A 17,822-nucleotide genomic window follows, 5' to 3' on the forward strand; every position below is an offset into this window, starting at 1 on the left:
ACAACCTGAGGAGGTTACAGAAATGAAAAAGGGTCTAAAAGTTTTTACCATCGTGGGGGTAGTGGCTGCCCTCTCTGCCCTATTCCTGTTTTCCACTGTCTCAGCTGCCGGTCAAACCCGCAGTTTTGCCGGGGAATGTGACGGAACAGTACTGACTTTGCTCAATATGACTCAGGCAGAAATTCAGGCTGAACGCCAGAGCGGTAAAACTCTGGCCGAAATTGCAGCCGAACAGGGTGTCACTGCTGAAGCTCTGGTAAATGCCCTTATGGAACAGCATAGAGCCGCAGTACAGGCTATGGTAACTGCCGGCCAGATTACCGGGGAGCAGGGTACTTACCGCCTGCAGATAATGGAACAGAACGTTATCCGCATGGTCAACCAGATTTCCGGTACGGGTAACGAGTCAGGTGCCGGAAATGGCGTCTGTGACGGAACCGGGCCTATCAGTGGTGCCGGTGATGGCACAGGAATTGGCGCCGGCAATAGTAGTGGCAGCGGTGTCTGCGACGGCAGCGGTGCCGGACAAAGGGGCAGCGGAAGATAATCCTCCCAATCCTGCTAAGCGCTTATAGCTGATATCAAAGGGGCAGGTCTCAAAAGCCTGCCCCTTGCCGTTTGGCAGTTGACATTATAATATGAGAAGGACATGTCCAAGAAAATACTGATAGCTGATGATGAAAAAAGGATAGCGGAAATCCTGCAAGCCTATTTGGAACGTGAAGGCTTCAGGGTGATAGCTACTTATGACGGCAAGACAGCCTTAGCCAAATTTCACGAAGAAAACCCTGACCTGATAATACTTGACCTGATGCTGCCTGAAATATCCGGCTGGGATGTCTGCCGCGAAATCCGCAAGGAAAGCCATGTACCTATAATAATGCTTACCGCCCGTGACGAACTCACCGACAAGCTTATAGGACTGGAAATTGGGGCGGATGATTATATGACCAAGCCCTTTGAGTCCAAGGAACTGGTAGCCCGCGTCAAAGTCCAGCTCAGACGGTCTGAATACCCCCCCAGCCCTGATTCAGCACTGGTTATTGACCAACTGGAGATAGATCAGGAACGGCGTCTGGTCAAGATTGATGGCAAAACTGTAGACCTGACCGCCACCGAATTTGATATATTGATAAGCCTGGCCGTAAGTCCGGGCCGGGTTTTTTCCCGTATGCAGATATTGGACAAGCTGGGCGAAGCTTACGAAGGATATGAACGCACCATAGACAGCCATATTAAAAATCTGCGAAAAAAAATAGAGCCTAACCTCGAATCCCCTACCTATATCCTGACCGTACACGGGGTGGGCTACAAGATGAAAGACAGAGGATAAAAATACGATGTCCCGCCTGAGTTATAAAATATTTGGCGCTCTTCTGCTTACGGTTTTACTTTCGGTAGGCCTCACTTCTTTTGCCGCCAACCAGCTGACCGCCAGCCAGTTTCGCCAGTATATTATCAGGGGAAACAACGAATTTATAACCAGCGTGGAAAGTACTCTGGGTACATATTATGCCCAGTACCAGAGCTGGAATAACGTGGATAACATACTTGTCCAGTTGCTGGGCAGTAACGGCGGGCGTCTGGTTTTAAGTAATGCCGGCGGACTGATATTAGCTGATACCGAGAACAAATGGGTAGGACACTTAACAGACGAATACAACCTATCAGACGGCAATACGGTAAGCGTTTCCGGTACGGCAGCGGGTTACTTTTACTGGCTTGGCAGTGACATCAGTGCCTCCGGCAGCGGTTATGGCAAGGGTATGCACAACGGTCAAAACAGCACCGGCAATTCCGCCGTTACCATCATTACCGAACCCCAACAGCAGCTTTTAGACGAGATGAACAGGTCTATCTGGATATCCGGTGCACTGGCTGGGCTGGCCGCACTGGGGCTGGGACTACTGCTGGCTAATCAGATTATCCGCCCCATAAATATCCTTAACCGCAGTGCCAGACAAATTGCAAGCGGAAAACTCTCCCAGCGGGTAAAAGTGAATTCCCGTGACGAACTGGGGGAACTGGCTGAAAGTTTCAATCACATGGCAAAAAACCTTGAGAACAACGAACAGTCTCGTCAGAGGCTACTGGCGGATATTGCCCATGAACTGCGTACCCCGCTTACAGTTATTGAGGGCACTGTAGACGGTATGCTGGATGGGGTATTCGCGGCGGATACCCATCACCTTACCACCATTAAAGAAGAGTCAGCCACTCTTACCCGCCTTATCAAGGACCTGCGGGATATATCTCTGGCTGAATCAGGCAAGCTAAAACTGGAAATGGCCCAGGTGGATATAGCAGATATTGTTCAGCGTCAGGCCAGGCAGGCATCAATACTAGCCAAAGACAAGTCCATTTCCCTTATAACAGATATCTCAAGCGGTTCATCTGCCATTACTGGTGACGCCATCCGCTTAAACCAGATAACCTCCAACTTGCTCAGTAACGCCCTGCGACACACGCCTACAGGGGGGCAGATTACCCTTAGCCTGAAGAACATGCTTTATCAGGGCAAACCCGGGGTAATGGTATCAGTAGCTGACACCGGAGAAGGTATACCCCCGGCAGATTTACCCCATATCTTTGACCGTTTTTACAGGGTAACCACTTCCAGAGCCCGAAGCGAAGGCGGAAGCGGACTGGGTCTGGCTATTGTAAAAGAGATGACAGAAGCCCACGGCGGTTATGTCTGGGCAGAAAGCACACTTGGAAAAGGCAGCACCTTTAATTACTGGTTGCCTGTCAGCCGCGGCTAATCTATAGCTGTTAAACCAAACCTTTTAAGGCCAGCATTCTTTATAAAGCAAACAAGCCACGTGATGACCGGGCGAAGTCTCTCCCATTACCGGCACCACTTTAGGGCAATCTTCAAAGGCTTTGAAACAACGCGGGTGAAATACGCAGCCGGTGGGCGGATTCAAGGGGCTGGGCACTTCACCCTTCAGAATAATAACTTTGCGCTCAGCCTCAACCGCCGGGTCAGGTATAGGCACGGCTGAAAGCAGTGCCTGAGTATAAGGGTGCAAAGGTTTTTCATACATACTGTCACGGTCTGCCACTTCCATCAGTTTGCCCAGATACATTACCATTACCCTATCTGAAATATGTCTGACCACAGACAGGTCATGTGAAATAAACAAGTATGAAAGACCAAATTTATTCTTCAGGTCATCCAGCAGATTTATTATTTGGGCCTGAATAGATACATCCAAAGCCGAAAGTGGTTCATCACAAACTATAAATTCAGGCTGGAGGGCCAAAGCTCTGGCCACCCCAAGACGCTGGCGCTGACCGCCGCTGAATTCATGGGGATAACGCTCTGCCATATATGGAGACAAACCCACCAGCTTTAAAAGTTCGGCTATGCGTTTATTGTATTCTCCGCCTTTTACTTTATGTAACCTTAAAGGTTCACCAATAATGTCTGCGGCTGTAAAACGCGGGTCAAGCGATTCATACGGGTCTTGAAAAACCACCTGCAGTTTCTGGCGGTAAGGACGAAGTTCTTTGTTGCTCAAACTGGCCAGATCTTTATTTTTAAACCAGATTTCACCCGAAGTGGGACGCTGAAGCTGAAGTATGTTTTTGCCGACAGTAGTCTTGCCGCTCCCGCTTTCACCTACCAATCCCAATGTTTCTCCTTTGTGAATAGCAAAACTTACCCCATCTACCGCTTTGACTTCGGCCAGCTTTTTGCGGCCAAAAAATCCGCCGGTAACAGGAAAATATTTTGTCAGATTGGTTACTTCAAGGATAATATCTTTTTCCATGGCAACGCCCCTTCCTGGGCAACCAGACAAGCTGTAAAATGGCCCGGATTTATTTCTACCAGCGGAAGCCGTTTGAGTTTGCATTCCGGCTTAACGTATACACAGCGCGGGGCGAACGGGCAACCCTGCGGCGGTGCAATCAGATCTGGGGGCTGGCCATCTATAGGCTGCAAACGGGTGCGTCTGGGTTCGTCCAGCCGGGGTACAGAACCAAGAAGTCCGGCCGTATACGGGTGGAGAGGGTTATGATAAACATCTATAGCAGTACCCTGTTCCATAATTTGCCCGGCATACATCACATACACCCGTTGGGCATATCTGGCTACCACACCAAGATTGTGGGTGATGATAATCAGAGCTGTATTCAAACGTAAGGTCAGGTTGCGTATCAGGTCAAGCAGTTGAGCCTGAATAGTTACGTCTACAGCAGTGGTAGGTTCATCTGCGATAACAAGCTGAGGTTCACAAGCCAAAGCCATAGCTATCATAACCCGCTGACGCATACCACCGCTGAAGTGATGGGGATAATCGTTTAGCCGCCCTTCAGCATGTGGAATACCCACTGACTTCAGGAGTTCCACCGCCTGGCGGGTAGCTTCTTTCTTGTCCAGCTTGAGATGGAATTGAAGCCCTTCGGTCAGTTGCCGCCCTATGGTCAATACCGGATTTAGCGAAGTCATAGGCTCTTGAAATATCATGGAAATACGCGAACCGCGTATTTTTTGCATCTCTTCTTTGCTCTTTTTGAGCAAGTCCATGCCGGCAAATATTACCTTGCCATCTACTATCTTGCCCGGGGGCTGAGGTATCAACTGGAGTACGGACAGAGAACTCACGGTTTTACCGCAGCCGCTCTCTCCCACCAAGGCCACAATTTCACCTTGATTAACCTCAAAGGAAACCCCGTTGACTGCCTGAACTATACCGTCCTGAGTCACAAAATGGGTTACCAGATTTTTTACTTCAAGCAATTTAGTCATTTTATCTTCTCAATCTCGGGTCAAGGGCATCTCTCAGGCCGTCTCCCAGGAAAGTGAATGAAAGCATAAGTATAGCTATGGCAATAGCCGGGAAAATAACCAGATAAGGTGCGGCATAGATAACATTATTGCCATCGGCTATCATAGTACCCCAGCTGGGAGTGGGGGGACGGACACCAATACCAATATAACTAAGAGCGGCTTCAGCAAAAATAGCTCTGGGTATGTTAAACGTTATGGCAACTATAATGGGACCAAGTGAATTTGGCAGCAAATGGCGAAGGGTTACATAGGCACCGCTTCCGCCCATGGCTCTGGCCGCAGCCACAAAATCCCGCTGTTTGACTGACAGTATCTGCCCACGTACCAAGCGGGCAATACCCACCCAAGCTACAAGCCCTATGGCCAAAAATATCATAAATATACTGCCGCCGAAAATGGCACGCAGCAGAATTATCAAAAGGATATCAGGGAATGCATACATTATGTCTACGAACCTCATCAGTAGGTTATCTACCCTGCCGCCTGCCGCGGCTGCAATAGCCCCTATGGGCAGACCAACCATAAGCACTACCAGCTGGGTAAACAAACCTACCGCCAGTGAAGTGCGGGCACCGTAAATAAGGCGGGAAAACACATCCCTACCCAGTTCGTCAGTACCCAGCAAATGTTCAGTTGAAGGCCCTACCAAAATAGCATCGTAATTCTGGGTGGCAAAATCATACTTCAGGTACAGCGGCGCAAATATAGCGGCCAGCGCCAAAAGCAGGATAATAGACCCCCCGAGAACCGCCAGTTTATTACGCCGCAACCTTACCCAGGCATCACCCCAAAGCGTATGATGCTGCCGGGAAGATGTTTCCGATTCAGTAACCTCTTTTTTTGCCCGATAAAACAGGTTAAACATATCTCACCTAATCATAACGGATACGCGGATCTATCCAGCCGTACATTATGTCTACTATCAGGTTTATAATAGCCACCGCAAAGGCATAAAAAAGAATCGTCCCCATAATAAGCCCGTAATCCCGGGCAAATACCCCCTGAACAAACAGACGTCCCACACCGGGTATGGAGAATATGTTTTCAATTATAAATGAACCGGCAATCAGAAATGCCAGTTCAGGTCCGGCCACAGTGACAACCGGGATAAGAGCATTCCGCAGGGTATGCCGGGAAAGAATAATCCGTTCACTCAAACCTTTGGCTCTGGCAGTACGTATGTAATCCTGTCTGACTACCTCCAGCATGGAGGCACGCGTAATGCGGGCGGTATAGGCTGCCGGCAGTGCCGCCAGAGAAAAGGCAGGCATGATAATCTGCCGCCAGTCTCCCCAACCACTGGTAGGCAACCAATGCAACCAGACAGAAAAAATAATAACCAGTAAAATACCTAAGACAAAGCCAGGGATACTGGCAAACACCGTTGAAAAAACTACTGCCACATAATCTATAACCGAGTTTTGCTTGAGAGCCGCCGCCATGCCTAATGGAATGCCTATAACCAGTGCCAATATAAAGGCAATTACCCCCAGAGTAGCCGTTATGGGAAGACCTGTACCGATAATCTCGGTCACACTGCGGTCCTGATACTTATAAGAAACACCCAAATCCCCATGCAGAGCATTCCAGACATAGTTTATATACTGCTCATAAAAGGGTTTATCCAAACCGTATTTTATGTTCAGATTTTCTACAATCTGGGGAGCAAGCTCTTTTTCCCGGTCCCAAGGCCCCCCCGGAACCAGATGCATGAGACTGAAGGTGATAAAGGACACCGCCAGAAGTACCAGCCCCAGCCAGAGTATTCGTCTGAGAATATACTTTCCCATAGCTACCCTTTAATATACGCAGGGCCCGACGGGTTTATGTTTGTTGCCGAGCCCTGCATATTGACTATAAGACTTACTACTTCACAATAGAGACATTGACCAATGAAGTATCACCCATTATGCCGCCATCCATACCGGTTGGTTCCAGCCCTTTAACATACGGCTGTACAACATAGAACCGTTCACGGTAGAACATGGTTACAATGGGCATATCTGCCATAACAATTTCCTGAGCCTGAGCCCACATTTGAAGGCGCAGAGTATTATCAAGTTCCATCATGGCTTGTCTGGCCAGCGTATCAAAAGCGGGATTTGAATATCCGGTATGGTTGTTGCCACCACCGGTTCCGAACAGGTCAGGTAGCCAGTTGTCCGGATCAGGATAGTCAGCACCCCAGCCAAACCAGGCCCAAGTATGCTGTTCGCTGTTCACAAAGGCACTAAAGGCTGCCGGTTCCATAGGCTCAAGGGTAAGATCAAGATTTAAATTGGTCTTTAGCTGAGCCTGCAGGAACTGGGCAATAGTTCGGTTGCTCGCTGTATCTGCATACTGGAATTTGAGTTCGGGCATGCCAACCCCATTAGGATAGCCGGCATCAGCCAAAAGCTGTTTGGCCTTGGTGACATTAAAAGCAAAATCTTTGCCCAAATCAGCATCGTAACCAGGCATGCCGGGCGGAATCCACGAATAAGCCGGAGTACCTACCCCGCCTCTAACCTGCTCCACAAAGGCCACCCGGTCAATGGCACAGGACATAGCCTCGCGTACCAGCAGATTATCAAAGGGGGCTTTATTAACATTGAACTGGAAAGCAAAAGTAGTAAGGTCATTGTTCCGTACCACTTGCTTACCGTAAACCGGATCAGCCAAAGTAGCTGTTTCCGTGCCTACCGGGACTCTGGCCATATCAAGCTCACCATTCTTGTAAGCCGATAATTCCTGGGTTGCATCCAGAATCATCAGGTACTTAATCTCAGTCAGGGTGGGCTTGGTATCCCAATAATTGGTATTGAGAGTGAACGTCATGTGGTCCTGATGCACCCATTCTTTCAGGGTATACGGCCCGTTACCTATAAGGTTGCCGGCTTCAGTCCACAAATTACCCTTGGCGGTAATAACGCTTTCCTTTACCGGTGAGGTAGGCCAAAGAGCCATAATAGACAGGAAGGTGGGGCGGGTCTGAGCCAAGGTAATGCGCAGACTGGTATCGTCTACCGCTGTCACCCCCACAGCATTCCGCAGGGCAGTCTTGGTAGCTGCATCAGCACTGGCCGCAGCATTAAATGCCGCCGCACCTACAATATCAAAGTAGAAAGATGCATATTCTGCAGCTGTGTCGGGATCCAGCATTCTCTTGATGCTATACTCAAAGTCATGGGCGGTAACCTTTGAGCCATCGCTCCAGGTCACGTTTGATTTGACTTTGAAGGTATAGGTCAAACCATCTGCTGAAATACCCCCGTTAGCCACGGTGGGAATTTCCTGGGCACACGCTGCCTTTAGGGACAGGTCTGAGTTAAAGTCCAGCAGACCTACAAAGAGTAGCATGATTACAGATCTCTCCGTAGCCCAAGAAGCCTTGTTGGGATCTATGGTGTTGGGTTCACCTGCCAGATTGACACGGAATACCTGAGGAGTGGTGACAGTTCCGTCATCCCCGTCGTCATCGTTGTCGTCACTGGTACAACCGCTAAACACTATTGGCACAATGATTAACAGGGCTGCCAGCAGGTATAATAACTTCCCTTTCATACAACCTCCTTTCTGGTATTGTTTTATAAGTTTATTATACTCATGTATTATTATTTGTCTATAGGCTTTTATTTGTTTGTTATCATTACATTCTTATAGTGTTATTGGTTTTTATATATTATTGTCCTGTATAATGAAATATCTCCTTAGCTGCTAATATTTATCTAACTTTTTATATATATGTCCAGATGCATACTACTATTTACCGCAAAATACTGAAATGTTAAGGTATAATAGGAAAGCAGAGGGTGCATATATGTGAGTATAAAAATACAGTTTCTGGGGGCTGCCCAAAATGTTACCGGTTCAAGATACCTGCTACAGACAGACCGCACCCATCTGCTGGTGGACTGTGGACTCTACCAAGAACGGCGTCTGCAAAACCGAAACTGGCAACCCTTTGATGTACCGCCTGAAAGCCTGAATGCCGTACTTGTCAGTCATGCCCATATTGACCATTGCGGTCTGTTGCCAAAGCTGGTAAAGGACGGGTATAAAGGGCCGGTTTATTTAACAGCAGCCACAGCAGAAATTGCCCGTATATCTCTGGCAGACGCAGGCAAGATTCAGGAAGAAGATGCTGCTTTTAAAAAGACCCGTCATGAACGAGAAGGCCGAAAAACCCAATATCCCGAAATACCCCTTTATACGGCAGAAGATGCACGAGCCGTATTCCCCCTGTTTAAAACGGTGGCATACAACCGGGAAATAACTATCTCCCCTGACATAATCGCCACCTTTCATAATGCCGGGCATGTTTTCGGTTCAGCTAGTATAGAACTCAAAATAACGGAAAATAATCATCAAAAAGTAATAGCCTTTTCAGGTGACTTGGGTAACTGGGACAGACCCATTCTGAAAAATCCGGACCTGATAAATCAGGCAGATTACATTGTGATAGAGTCTACTTACGGTGACCGCACCCATGAAGATATAAATGAGGCTTTGCTGAAACTGGCAGACATAATAAACCAGACTGTTAAACTGGGAGGGAATGTTGTTATTCCCAGTTTTGCTTTGGAACGCACTCAGGATTTGTTGTTTTTTCTGAACCGGCTTATATCAGAGAGCAAAATACCCCGTTTAAAAGTCTTTGTAGATAGCCCTATGGCTATCAGCATTACCAAAATATTCAAAGAACACCCTGAGCTATATGACCGTGAGACCACTGGCTGGGTAAAAAACGGCAGTTCGCCATTTGAATTTGAAGGGCTTCACTTTACCAATAAGGCAGCGGACTCCGAAGCTATTCTGGCAGAAAAAGACTCTTGCATAATAATAGCCGGCTCAGGTATGTGTACCGGAGGACGGATAAAACGCCATCTTGCAAGCAATATCAGCCGCCCCGAATCAACTATTCTGTTTGTGGGTTTCCAGGCAACCGGCACACTAGGCAGACTGATAACTGATGGAGTAAAAGAAGTTCGGATACTGGGGCAATACTATCCGGTGCATGCCCGCATAGAGGAGCTAAGGGCTTTTTCAGCTCATGCAGACCAGCCCACCCTGCTTCGCTGGTTAAAGGGTTTTAAAAACAGACCTGAGCAGGTATTTGTAACCCATGGCGAACCAAAAAGCAACCAGATGCTGATAAACGCCATCACAGACACTTTTGGCTGGGAAACAATCGCACCGGCATATCAAGATGAATGCCAACTGGATTAAAGACAAATAAAAAACCGCTTAAACAGCGGCAAATTTTGATACACAATCTTAATTACCCAAGCTTAGCAACCATCTTTAGCCTAATGCTCTTTTAGCATCTCATGATTACCAATACTAAGTATAAGGGCTACTAATATGAGCCATAAACCCAGCGCAGACATAACAAACCCCAGTAAATATTTGGCAGATCCTTCCGATAACCGATTACACCTAGGGCTCAGCACACGGCAGGGGACCTGGATGAAATTTAAGCTTTAGCTGCCTCTAACTAAAGCACCCTAGTTTCCCCCGAAAGGATCCGCCCGCAGTTAATATAAACCATAACTATTCTAATATATATACGTATGTTTACGTAATTAAGGGACGAATTATCCCGTAGTTTCCTCAGGCATATTTTTTTCAGACATTTCATACTTGTTTTCAGGGGGGATTATGCCCCTCTGCAAAGCATACCGTAACAGCTGTGTCTGGTTACGTAAATCCAGTTTACGCATCATATTGGCACGGTGGACTTCGACTGTGCGGGGTGATATAAACAGCTTTTCGGCTATTTCAGCGCAGGTGTACCCTTGGGATACCAAATGCAGTACTTCCCTTTCCCGTATGGTCAAAGTCTCATACGGGTCAAGCGATGTAGCTTCAGCCGTCTTTTCCATATAGGCTTCAATGGCTTTTTCAGATAACGGCGGGCTGAGATAACGATGCCCCTGCATAGCTTCTCTAACTGCTCTTACCAGTTCCTCAGAGGTGGAGTCTTTAAGTACATAAGCCCATGCCCCTGCCCGAAGAGCTTCATGCACATAGGCCTCATTACCATACATAGACAGGATAACCACCGCCGTTTTGGGGGAACGCTTGACTACCTGATAAGTGACCTCTATGCCGCTCATACCACCCATCATCAAGTCGGTTACCAGCACATTTGGTTGCAGGTTTTGAGCTAGATTTACCGCTTCAATACCATCCGAAGCTTCACCCACCACATTAAAATCAGCTTCGGCCTCAAGCAACGCTTTCAGACCATGGCGTACAATGTGATGATCATCTGCAAGTACAATACTAATCATGGCTTGCCTCCGTTTATCCTGCCCATTTCTTCATTCAAAGGAAGTTCAACTATAATATGAGTACCCTCGCCCGGTTTGGATTCTATATCCAGTTTACCACCAAGGAATCGTACCCTTTCTTTCATACCCTTCAAGCCGCTTGACATGCCAGTAGCACGCTGGGCCGGGTTAAAACCTTTGCCGCTATCCTGAATAACTAGTGCCAGCTGGTTTTTGTCTGCCCTTGCCCTGACCAGCACATGGTCAACTCCTGCGTAACGTACCACATTAGTCAAGGCTTCCTGAATAATACGATACACAGCAGTGCCCAGCTGGGGAGAAAACTTGCGTTTAAGACCGGCATGCTGGAAATTTACATTTATACCAGTCTGGCTTGAAAAACGGTCAAAATACCAGAGCAAAGCCGGCAGGAGACCCAGATCATCCAACATGCGGGGGCGTAAATCAAGGGACATATTTCTGACACTGCTAATAAGCTCACTAACCAGAGGCTGGGCTTCGGCCAGCAACTTCTCTGACCTATCTGGAAGACTATCTTTAGCTTTATCCAGCATCAATTTCAAAACTGTGAGTGACTGTCCCACCTGGTCATGCAATTCACGGGCAATTGTGGCGCGCTCTTCTTCCTGAAGCTCAACCAGCCGCTGGGAAAGGGTGTGCAATTCGTATTCCGCAGCCTTTCGTTCACTTATATCACGCGAAGCCCCAAGTATACCCAAAAAATGATGGTTTTCATCATACAGGGGACGCATCAGTGTATCTGTTATTATAACTTTGCCATCCTGTCGCTTAACCTCCAGTTCAAGCGGGTTCACAATAAGCTCAGAACCGGTTTTACGTACCTGTTGGTAGACATCCAGCAGTTTTTCGTAAGATTCGGAGGTGAATATCATGGAAATATGTTTACCAAGTATATCCTCAGGGTAGTAGTTGAGCAGGTGGATAATTGACGGAGACAAATAACTGGTGTTCAAGTGTTCATCAATAGTCCAGATGAATGCCACCATGTTATCCGCCAGCAGGCGATACCGTCTTTCACTATCCCTAAGGGCTTCTTCGGCCAATTTACGTTCAGTAACATCCTGAACAGTGCCCAGTACCCTCAGCGGAACACCGGTATCGCTTAAGATTATTTCTGCCTGATCATGGACATAACGCAAATGTCCGTCAGGCCGTATTATCCGGTGTTCTATATTTATCTTTGAGCCGGATACCATAGCTTTTTGAGCTTCAACCCGAACCATATCCCGATCTTCAGTGTGGAAAATTTCCATAATCTGTTTAATATTTGGAATCCCGTTTGCAGGAGATAAACCTAGTATATTGTAAGTCTCATCTGACAGCAGAAGACTATGCCCTAAAAGGTCATAATCCCAGTTGCCGATGTGGGCAATCCTTTCCGCCTGAGCCAGTAAACCGGCCTGATATCGTAAAATAATCTGTTCCATCTGACTTCGCTCGGTAACATCGTGGAAAAGGGTCAGTTTGGAAGTAGTGCCGTCAGGATTTTTGACAGGGGTCGCCATAAGCTCATAATCCCGCTGGTTGTAGGGAGAATGCCATTCCCAGCGAACTGTCTGCCCGCTTAAAACTTCTTTATTCTTGCAGTATTCACAGGGAATGTTGCTATGATGGAAATAGTCATAACACTTCTTGCCTTCGATAGCCCCAAACTGGGACATAAGAGGAGGATTAACATATTCTATTTCGTAGTCTGCATTTACAATATAAACCCCGTCTTCCATAGCATCCAGTATACCCAGCAGTTTATCTCTTTCCATTTTCAGAGCGGCATCGGCCTTTTTACGTTCGGTAATATCCCGGGCTACCGAAATGACCATAAGCTTCCCGCCCAGCTCAAACTGCTGAATATTAAGTTCAACCGGTATAAATGTACCATCACGGCAAAGATGCCTCTGCTCTGTAATAACCCGCCCTTCTTCCTTTAGTTTCCTGCCGACTTCAGCTGATAAACCAGTAAACGCAGGATCATCTATCTGGCAGGGCGACATATTTAACAATTCCTGACGGCTGTATCCAAGGCGTTGGCACGCTACCTCGTTAACTTCAATAAAGTTGCTGGTTTTACCGTCTGGAGTTATGTAATGTACAAAAACCGCATCACCTGAACCATTAAATAAAAACCGATAGCGTTTTTCACTCTCCTCCAGCATTTGGCGAGTCCTGTTACTCTTGAAAGCAATGGCCGCCAGAGCACCGAAAGAAGAAGCCACCCTGATATCGGATGCTCCAAACCCACCCGCTTTATTAAAAAGAGCCAGCAAGCCCACACTTCGCCCGCCAAGACGTACCGGGGCAAAAAGGGCATTTTCTGCTTTTAAGTAATTAGCCGGCAAAAACGCATAATAATCATCAGCCTTGAAATCATTTTCCAGTACAGTTTTTCCGCCTTGACTGGCCTGCAAAGCCAAACCTGCCAGAGGTATGGAAAGGGGAAGTTCCGGCTGTCCTTTAGTACTGTCAAAGTAAATGATACGGCAAACACCGCCTTCTACATGCCCCACAAAACCACTCTGGCAAGAGGTGATTTTCTTGCAGGAAGAATACACAGCCATAGCAGCTTCTTTAAAACCGGAATGTTCCAGTATGGCACGTGATGCATCCAGCAATGCCGCTGTTTCACGGGTACGCCGGCGGGTTTCTTCCAGCGAAAATTTCAGGGCTATTTCCATTTGCTTGCGAACAGTGGTTTCTATAAGGGAAAATACCAGCCCCTGTACTCTTCCTCGGGAATTTTTAATGGGTACCAGACTCCAATCCCAGTAGGTAATACCTCTCCAAGGTTGGTCAGGGTACTCAAAGGGTTTGTCACAAAATTCCACTGGCTTGCCTGTTTTGATCACCCGTCTAAAAATAGCTTCATTTTCAGCACTGGGGAAAAGGGCAAAATGATTTGCACCTATCAATTCAGCTTCAGTATGACCGCAATTTTTCATATAAGCCTGGTTAACTTTTATGAAGTTGAAATCTCTATCCAAAAAAGCCAGCTGGGTGGTTGTATTATCCATAATAGATTGAAAAGACTGCTTGTCACGTTCCAGGGTGCTGACCATTTCGGCTATTTTTTTATCATGCAGAGCAGCCTGCTTAAACAGTTTTTTGCGTTCGCTGATACCATTTTTATACTTGCTTATATCTGTAACCGTAGCTAATATACCGTTAAACTCTGTATCCTGCCCAAATGGCACCGAAACACTGAAAACCACCCATACCAGCCGCCCGTTACTCTTTTTCAGCTGGAGTTCATACCGGGCTGAAGTACCTTTTTTATGTTTTTCCCACTGGGCAAGTGCAGTTGCCAAATGGGCTTTACTGACCATCTCAAATATCGTTTTCCCATGGAGCACCTCAGAGGAATAGCCAGTTATCTGGCTGACACAGGGATTGACCAGTGTTATCCGGCCGTTGGCATCGGTGAGTATCACACCCTCATAGGCAGTTTCTATAATACGTCGGCAAATTTCTTTGGCATCTGGTGTATTTTGTTGACGAATCTCATCAGAAGCTGCTTCGGGAGCATTTTTTAAAATCTGAGAAGGCGCAAACGGAGATGCCCTTCCGGAAAAATGAAGAGCGGTTTGGTTTAAAAGCAATTTATCGTAGTTACCTTGCAGGTCTTCAAGTTCTGCATCCAGCCTGGCATTGGTTTTGCGAATTTTACGCATAATCCCCCCGGAGAACCAATTGTCTTAATTTTAGGCTATAAGTAAACTGGTAACAAGACATATTTTTAACCCAAGCTATATCCTGTCAAAATTAAACGCAAAACCTATATTTATGCTACAATGCCCCCTGCATATGAACGAAACTGCACCTGAGATAATTGAAAATGTCCGTCTTGAAGAAGGCCTGAACTTCGGACTTACTTCAGCCAGTCTGCCAAACCGTACCCTTGAAGTTTTTGGAGGTATTCAAGGTGAAACAGTGGATATCCGTCTTTTCGCACACAAGGCCGGGCGGGGTTATGCCCAAGTAATAAAAGCGCACACCCCTTCAAGCGAAAGGGTCATTCCTTCCTGCCCGTATTTCGGTGATTGCACCGGCTGTACTTTCCAGCATATAAACTATATTCACCAGCTACAGCTAAAACACAGAATAGTAACCGCCGAATTCGAAAAAGCCGAGCTTTTCGGCATTGATATATCACCGGTAGTCCCTTCGGACGAGGAAAGCGGCTACCGCAATCATGCCCGCCTTTCCATTTACCATGCCAATCTGGGCTTTGTAAACCGCTTTTCACGCCGCCATATACAAATAGACCATTGCCGGATAATGAACCCCGGCATAAACAAGGTACTGGCCGGACTGCAAGGCAAATGCGGGGAAACCCGCCAGATTTCCATCCGCTACGGAAGCAATAAAGACAGCTACCTTATCCAACCAAAGCTGGTAAAAGCCAATGTAGATATTGAAAGCGGACAAAAAGAATACCATGATATTTTGCTGGGACATAATTTCTGCATATCTGCCGCTTCGTTTTTTCAGGTAAACAACCCTCAGGCTGAAAAAATGGCCAACCTCATAAAAAACCATCTGAATCTTAGCGGCAGTGAAACGCTGGTAGATGCCTATGCCGGAGTGGGTACATTTGCGGTACTTCTCAGCCCGGACTGCAAACGGGTGATAGCCATTGAGGAATCTGCCGCCGCCGTCAAGGATGCCTGTTTGAATATTTCGGGCATAGACAATATTGAACTCATCCAGTCCAAGACAGAGGACGTTATAAACCAGTTTGAAGGGCAAATGGACGCACTCATACTTGACCCGTCGCGCAGTGGCGCCCACCCGTCTGTCTTAGCCACTATATGCCAAAATCCACCCAGAAATCTGGTGTATGTGGCTTGTGACCCATCTTCTCTGGCCAGAGACCTTAAAATCCTGCTTGCCGGCCCGTTTGAACTCTCAAGTGTAATACCGGTAGATATGTTCCCTCAAACTTACCACGTTGAGACACTAGCTTTATTAAAATGCAAACTTTAGCTTTTCACCGTTAATCAACCGTAAGGTGGGCTTTTATGAAAATTGTAAAAATAACTGATGCCAGCCAGATACCGTCTGAATGCACCGACACCCCTATTGCCGAACTGATAGAGTATCAGAATCTGGGCAAGGAATTACATACCTGCCATTCTGCCCACCTTCTAATAGGTATGTGCATGGATAACCGAAAACAGCTGCGCATACCTGAAAACTTTGCCTATATACTCCGAACCGGCGGAGCAAACTTGCGAAACAGCGAATTCAAGGTCTCGTATGCAATAGCTATCGGCGAAGTCAAACATATAGCCCTTATCGCCCATAATAACTGTGGTATGATAAATTTAGCTTCAAAGAAAGCCCAGTTTATACAGGGGCTTTGCAAAAATGCCGGCTGGAGCAGGGAAAGAGCTGAAGAGCATTTCATGAACTACGCCCCGATGTTTGAAATTGACAATGAAGCTGAGTTTGTGGTTGCAGAGGCCAAACGCCTGGCGGATAAATACCCCGGTATAATGGTTGTGCCACTCTATTATAGTCTTGATGATAACCTGCTCAGCCTGATTTTAGATTAAAATACCCTGTACGAAAGCAAACAGATTTATGCCTGATAATCCAACTGGCACACTACCTGAAATAATACTGGCTTCAGCCTCACCCCGCCGACGCCAGATACTAAGTGAGATGGGCTTTGTGTTTTCAGTCTGCCCCTCACAGGCTGAATTATACCCTGACGGTTCGGTTGCACCAGCCGAATTTGCCGTTTTAAATGCTCAAATCAAAGCCAGAGATATTGCCAGCAAATATAGCAACGGGCTGATAATAGCCGCAGATACCATAGTAGTAGATGATTTCGGCATACTGGGCAAGCCCTCTTCCAAAAAAGTAGCCTTAAACTATCTGTCAAGGCTGGGCGGCAAACCCCATACGGTTATAAGCAGTGTTTGTTTACTAAATGCCGAAAACGGCCAGATTCGCTCTGCCACCTGCCAAAGCACCTTGACTATGCGCCCATATACTCAGGCAGAAGCTCAAAGATATGTAGACAGCGGCCTTCCCATGGACAAAGCCGGTGCATACGGAATACAGGACAAGGAATTTAATCCGGCGGAGAATATACAAGGGTGCTACCTGAACGTAGTCGGTTTGCCGGCCTGTACTTTAGTGCGGTTGATAAACGAAATGGGTTTCAACCCAAAGCTTGCCCGCAACTGGAAACCTGAGGGGGATTGCACCCTCTGCCGTATATATCGCACCGAAATATCCCGTTTACGTTAGCCTGCCAGCCTTTCCTGCGGCTAAACCCCATAGCATACAGCCGACTAGACAGGGTGATTTATCGGGTATGTTTTAAGGCAACTGCTACAGGTGCGGTTATGAAGGCAAACTATCCCTTCACATTCGGGGCAGGTCCAGCGTTCCTTTTCTCTGGCTGAAAAAACCTCAAAACCGTTCTGCTTTAAAAACAGCTCGTTTTCAATCAGACTCAGCCCGTAACGCAGTCTGTATCTTTTATCTATATGGCCAATCAGGGGGCAGGGAAATGCCCCGCACTCGGCACAGGCATTCACCCCATGTTCTGTGGCACATGCCTTTATCCGGCAATTCCGGCAGCTTTCTGATTTGGTGATACTATCGGTAAAACATCCCGGACAGACTTTCTTTTGCATAAGGTGAGCCCGACACGCCAGACAGTTTATGCCGCAGGGGGCAAGCATTTGGGGATTGAGTGTTTCCGGCATTTTCATATT

15 protein-coding genes are annotated in these 17,822 nt (G+C 47.1%); 7 read left to right on the forward strand and 8 right to left on the reverse strand.

Going from position 1 to position 17,822, the window contains the following annotated elements; genetic code table 11:
* Positions 1 to 22 precede the first annotated feature (22 nt).
* From X794_RS04495 to X794_RS04505, 3 genes are all read left to right on the forward strand, one after another.
* Positions 23 to 547 (forward strand): hypothetical protein, encoded by a 525-nt coding sequence (locus X794_RS04495; RefSeq protein ID WP_011309489.1) that lies wholly within the window; start codon positions 23 to 25, stop codon positions 545 to 547.
* 102 nt (positions 548 to 649) lie between these two features.
* On the forward strand, positions 650 to 1,333 hold the full coding sequence (locus tag X794_RS04500; protein WP_011309490.1) for a response regulator transcription factor: 684 nt from the start codon (positions 650 to 652) through the stop codon (positions 1,331 to 1,333).
* Positions 1,334 to 1,340: 7 nt separating this feature from the next.
* The gene (locus X794_RS04505) at positions 1,341 to 2,762 is read left to right on the forward strand and encodes a sensor histidine kinase (RefSeq protein WP_011309491.1); all 1,422 of its coding nucleotides are present in this window, start codon (positions 1,341 to 1,343) and stop codon (positions 2,760 to 2,762) included.
* Between the two features lie 24 nt (positions 2,763 to 2,786).
* On the opposite strand, the gene X794_RS04510 is transcribed toward X794_RS04505, so the two are convergent.
* The 5 genes from X794_RS04510 to X794_RS04530 form a co-directional block, all read right to left on the reverse strand.
* Positions 2,787 to 3,776 (reverse strand): ABC transporter ATP-binding protein, encoded by a 990-nt coding sequence (locus tag X794_RS04510; protein WP_011929197.1) that lies wholly within the window; start codon positions 3,774 to 3,776, stop codon positions 2,787 to 2,789.
* Complete coding sequence (locus X794_RS04515) at positions 3,749 to 4,756, reverse strand: ABC transporter ATP-binding protein (protein ID WP_015407104.1); 1,008 nt, start codon at positions 4,754 to 4,756, stop codon at positions 3,749 to 3,751. Before X794_RS04515 ends, X794_RS04510 begins: the two co-directional genes overlap by 28 nt.
* 1 nt (position 4,757) lies before the next feature.
* Positions 4,758 to 5,663 carry an ABC transporter permease gene (locus X794_RS04520; protein WP_041344559.1) on the reverse strand — a complete coding sequence of 302 codons (906 nt, stop codon included), beginning with the start codon at positions 5,661 to 5,663 and terminating at the stop codon, positions 4,758 to 4,760.
* 7 nt (positions 5,664 to 5,670) lie between these two features.
* Positions 5,671 to 6,588 carry an ABC transporter permease gene (locus X794_RS04525; protein WP_011309495.1) on the reverse strand — a complete coding sequence of 306 codons (918 nt, stop codon included), beginning with the start codon at positions 6,586 to 6,588 and terminating at the stop codon, positions 5,671 to 5,673.
* Positions 6,589 to 6,664: 76 nt separating this feature from the next.
* A complete protein-coding gene (locus X794_RS04530; RefSeq protein WP_012984373.1) occupies positions 6,665 to 8,341 on the reverse strand; it encodes a peptide ABC transporter substrate-binding protein in 1,677 nt (558 codons plus the stop codon).
* A gap of 258 nt (positions 8,342 to 8,599) precedes the next feature.
* Here X794_RS04530 and X794_RS04535 point away from each other — a divergent pair, with 258 nt between their 5' ends.
* The gene (locus X794_RS04535) at positions 8,600 to 10,006 is read left to right on the forward strand and encodes an MBL fold metallo-hydrolase RNA specificity domain-containing protein (protein ID WP_041344561.1); all 1,407 of its coding nucleotides are present in this window, start codon (positions 8,600 to 8,602) and stop codon (positions 10,004 to 10,006) included.
* Between the two features lie 368 nt (positions 10,007 to 10,374).
* On the opposite strand, the gene X794_RS04540 is transcribed toward X794_RS04535, so the two are convergent.
* Positions 10,375 to 11,073, reverse strand: coding sequence for a response regulator (locus tag X794_RS04540; RefSeq protein WP_011309498.1), 699 nt, complete (start codon positions 11,071 to 11,073; stop codon positions 10,375 to 10,377).
* Positions 11,070 to 14,759, reverse strand: a complete 3,690-nt coding sequence (locus tag X794_RS04545) for a PAS domain S-box protein (protein ID WP_034376421.1) — start codon at positions 14,757 to 14,759, stop codon at positions 11,070 to 11,072. Before X794_RS04545 ends, X794_RS04540 begins: the two co-directional genes overlap by 4 nt.
* Positions 14,760 to 14,892: 133 nt before the next feature.
* Between X794_RS04545 and X794_RS04550 the strand changes: the two genes are divergently transcribed.
* Genes X794_RS04550 through X794_RS04560 form a run of 3 tightly spaced genes read left to right on the forward strand, consistent with a single transcriptional unit; the run spans position 14,893 to position 17,349 of the window.
* Positions 14,893 to 16,074 (forward strand): class I SAM-dependent RNA methyltransferase, encoded by a 1,182-nt coding sequence (locus tag X794_RS04550; RefSeq protein ID WP_034376418.1) that lies wholly within the window; start codon positions 14,893 to 14,895, stop codon positions 16,072 to 16,074.
* Positions 16,075 to 16,109: 35 nt separating this feature from the next.
* Positions 16,110 to 16,646: a carbonic anhydrase gene (locus X794_RS04555; RefSeq protein WP_034376416.1), complete on the forward strand. Its 537-nt coding sequence runs from the start codon at positions 16,110 to 16,112 to the stop codon at positions 16,644 to 16,646.
* A gap of 28 nt (positions 16,647 to 16,674) precedes the next feature.
* On the forward strand, positions 16,675 to 17,349 hold the full coding sequence (locus X794_RS04560; protein WP_034376414.1) for a Maf family protein: 675 nt from the start codon (positions 16,675 to 16,677) through the stop codon (positions 17,347 to 17,349).
* A gap of 44 nt (positions 17,350 to 17,393) precedes the next feature.
* Here the strand turns inward: X794_RS04560 and X794_RS04565 are convergent, their stop codons facing one another.
* On the reverse strand, positions 17,394 to 17,819 hold the full coding sequence (locus X794_RS04565; RefSeq protein WP_034376412.1) for a DUF3795 domain-containing protein: 426 nt from the start codon (positions 17,817 to 17,819) through the stop codon (positions 17,394 to 17,396).
* Positions 17,820 to 17,822 lie beyond the last annotated feature (3 nt).

It is taken from the genome of Dehalococcoides mccartyi CG5 (assembly GCF_000830885.1).
Lineage (GTDB): Bacteria > Chloroflexota > Dehalococcoidia > Dehalococcoidales > Dehalococcoidaceae > Dehalococcoides > Dehalococcoides mccartyi_B.

Excerpts from the sequence above, each read along its gene's own strand:
- X794_RS04550 (WP_034376418.1), top strand. The coding sequence starts at position 14,893 with ATGAACGAAACTGCACCTGAGATAATTGAAAATGTCCGTCTTGAAGAA.
- X794_RS04505 (WP_011309491.1), top strand. The coding sequence starts at position 1,341 with ATGTCCCGCCTGAGTTATAAAATATTTGGCGCTCTTCTGCTTACGGTT.
- X794_RS04545 (WP_034376421.1), bottom strand. The coding sequence starts at position 14,759 with ATGCGTAAAATTCGCAAAACCAATGCCAGGCTGGATGCAGAACTTGAA.
- X794_RS04530 (WP_012984373.1), bottom strand. The coding sequence starts at position 8,341 with ATGAAAGGGAAGTTATTATACCTGCTGGCAGCCCTGTTAATCATTGTG.
- X794_RS04520 (WP_041344559.1), bottom strand. The coding sequence starts at position 5,663 with ATGTTTAACCTGTTTTATCGGGCAAAAAAAGAGGTTACTGAATCGGAA.
- X794_RS04525 (WP_011309495.1), bottom strand. The coding sequence starts at position 6,588 with ATGGGAAAGTATATTCTCAGACGAATACTCTGGCTGGGGCTGGTACTT.
- X794_RS04540 (WP_011309498.1), bottom strand. The coding sequence starts at position 11,073 with ATGATTAGTATTGTACTTGCAGATGATCATCACATTGTACGCCATGGT.
- X794_RS04515 (WP_015407104.1), bottom strand. The coding sequence starts at position 4,756 with ATGACTAAATTGCTTGAAGTAAAAAATCTGGTAACCCATTTTGTGACT.
- X794_RS04495 (WP_011309489.1), top strand. The coding sequence starts at position 23 with ATGAAAAAGGGTCTAAAAGTTTTTACCATCGTGGGGGTAGTGGCTGCC.
- X794_RS04500 (WP_011309490.1), top strand. The coding sequence starts at position 650 with ATGTCCAAGAAAATACTGATAGCTGATGATGAAAAAAGGATAGCGGAA.
- X794_RS04565 (WP_034376412.1), bottom strand. The coding sequence starts at position 17,819 with ATGAAAATGCCGGAAACACTCAATCCCCAAATGCTTGCCCCCTGCGGC.
- X794_RS04555 (WP_034376416.1), top strand. The coding sequence starts at position 16,110 with ATGAAAATTGTAAAAATAACTGATGCCAGCCAGATACCGTCTGAATGC.
- X794_RS04510 (WP_011929197.1), bottom strand. The coding sequence starts at position 3,776 with ATGGAAAAAGATATTATCCTTGAAGTAACCAATCTGACAAAATATTTT.
- X794_RS04560 (WP_034376414.1), top strand. The coding sequence starts at position 16,675 with ATGCCTGATAATCCAACTGGCACACTACCTGAAATAATACTGGCTTCA.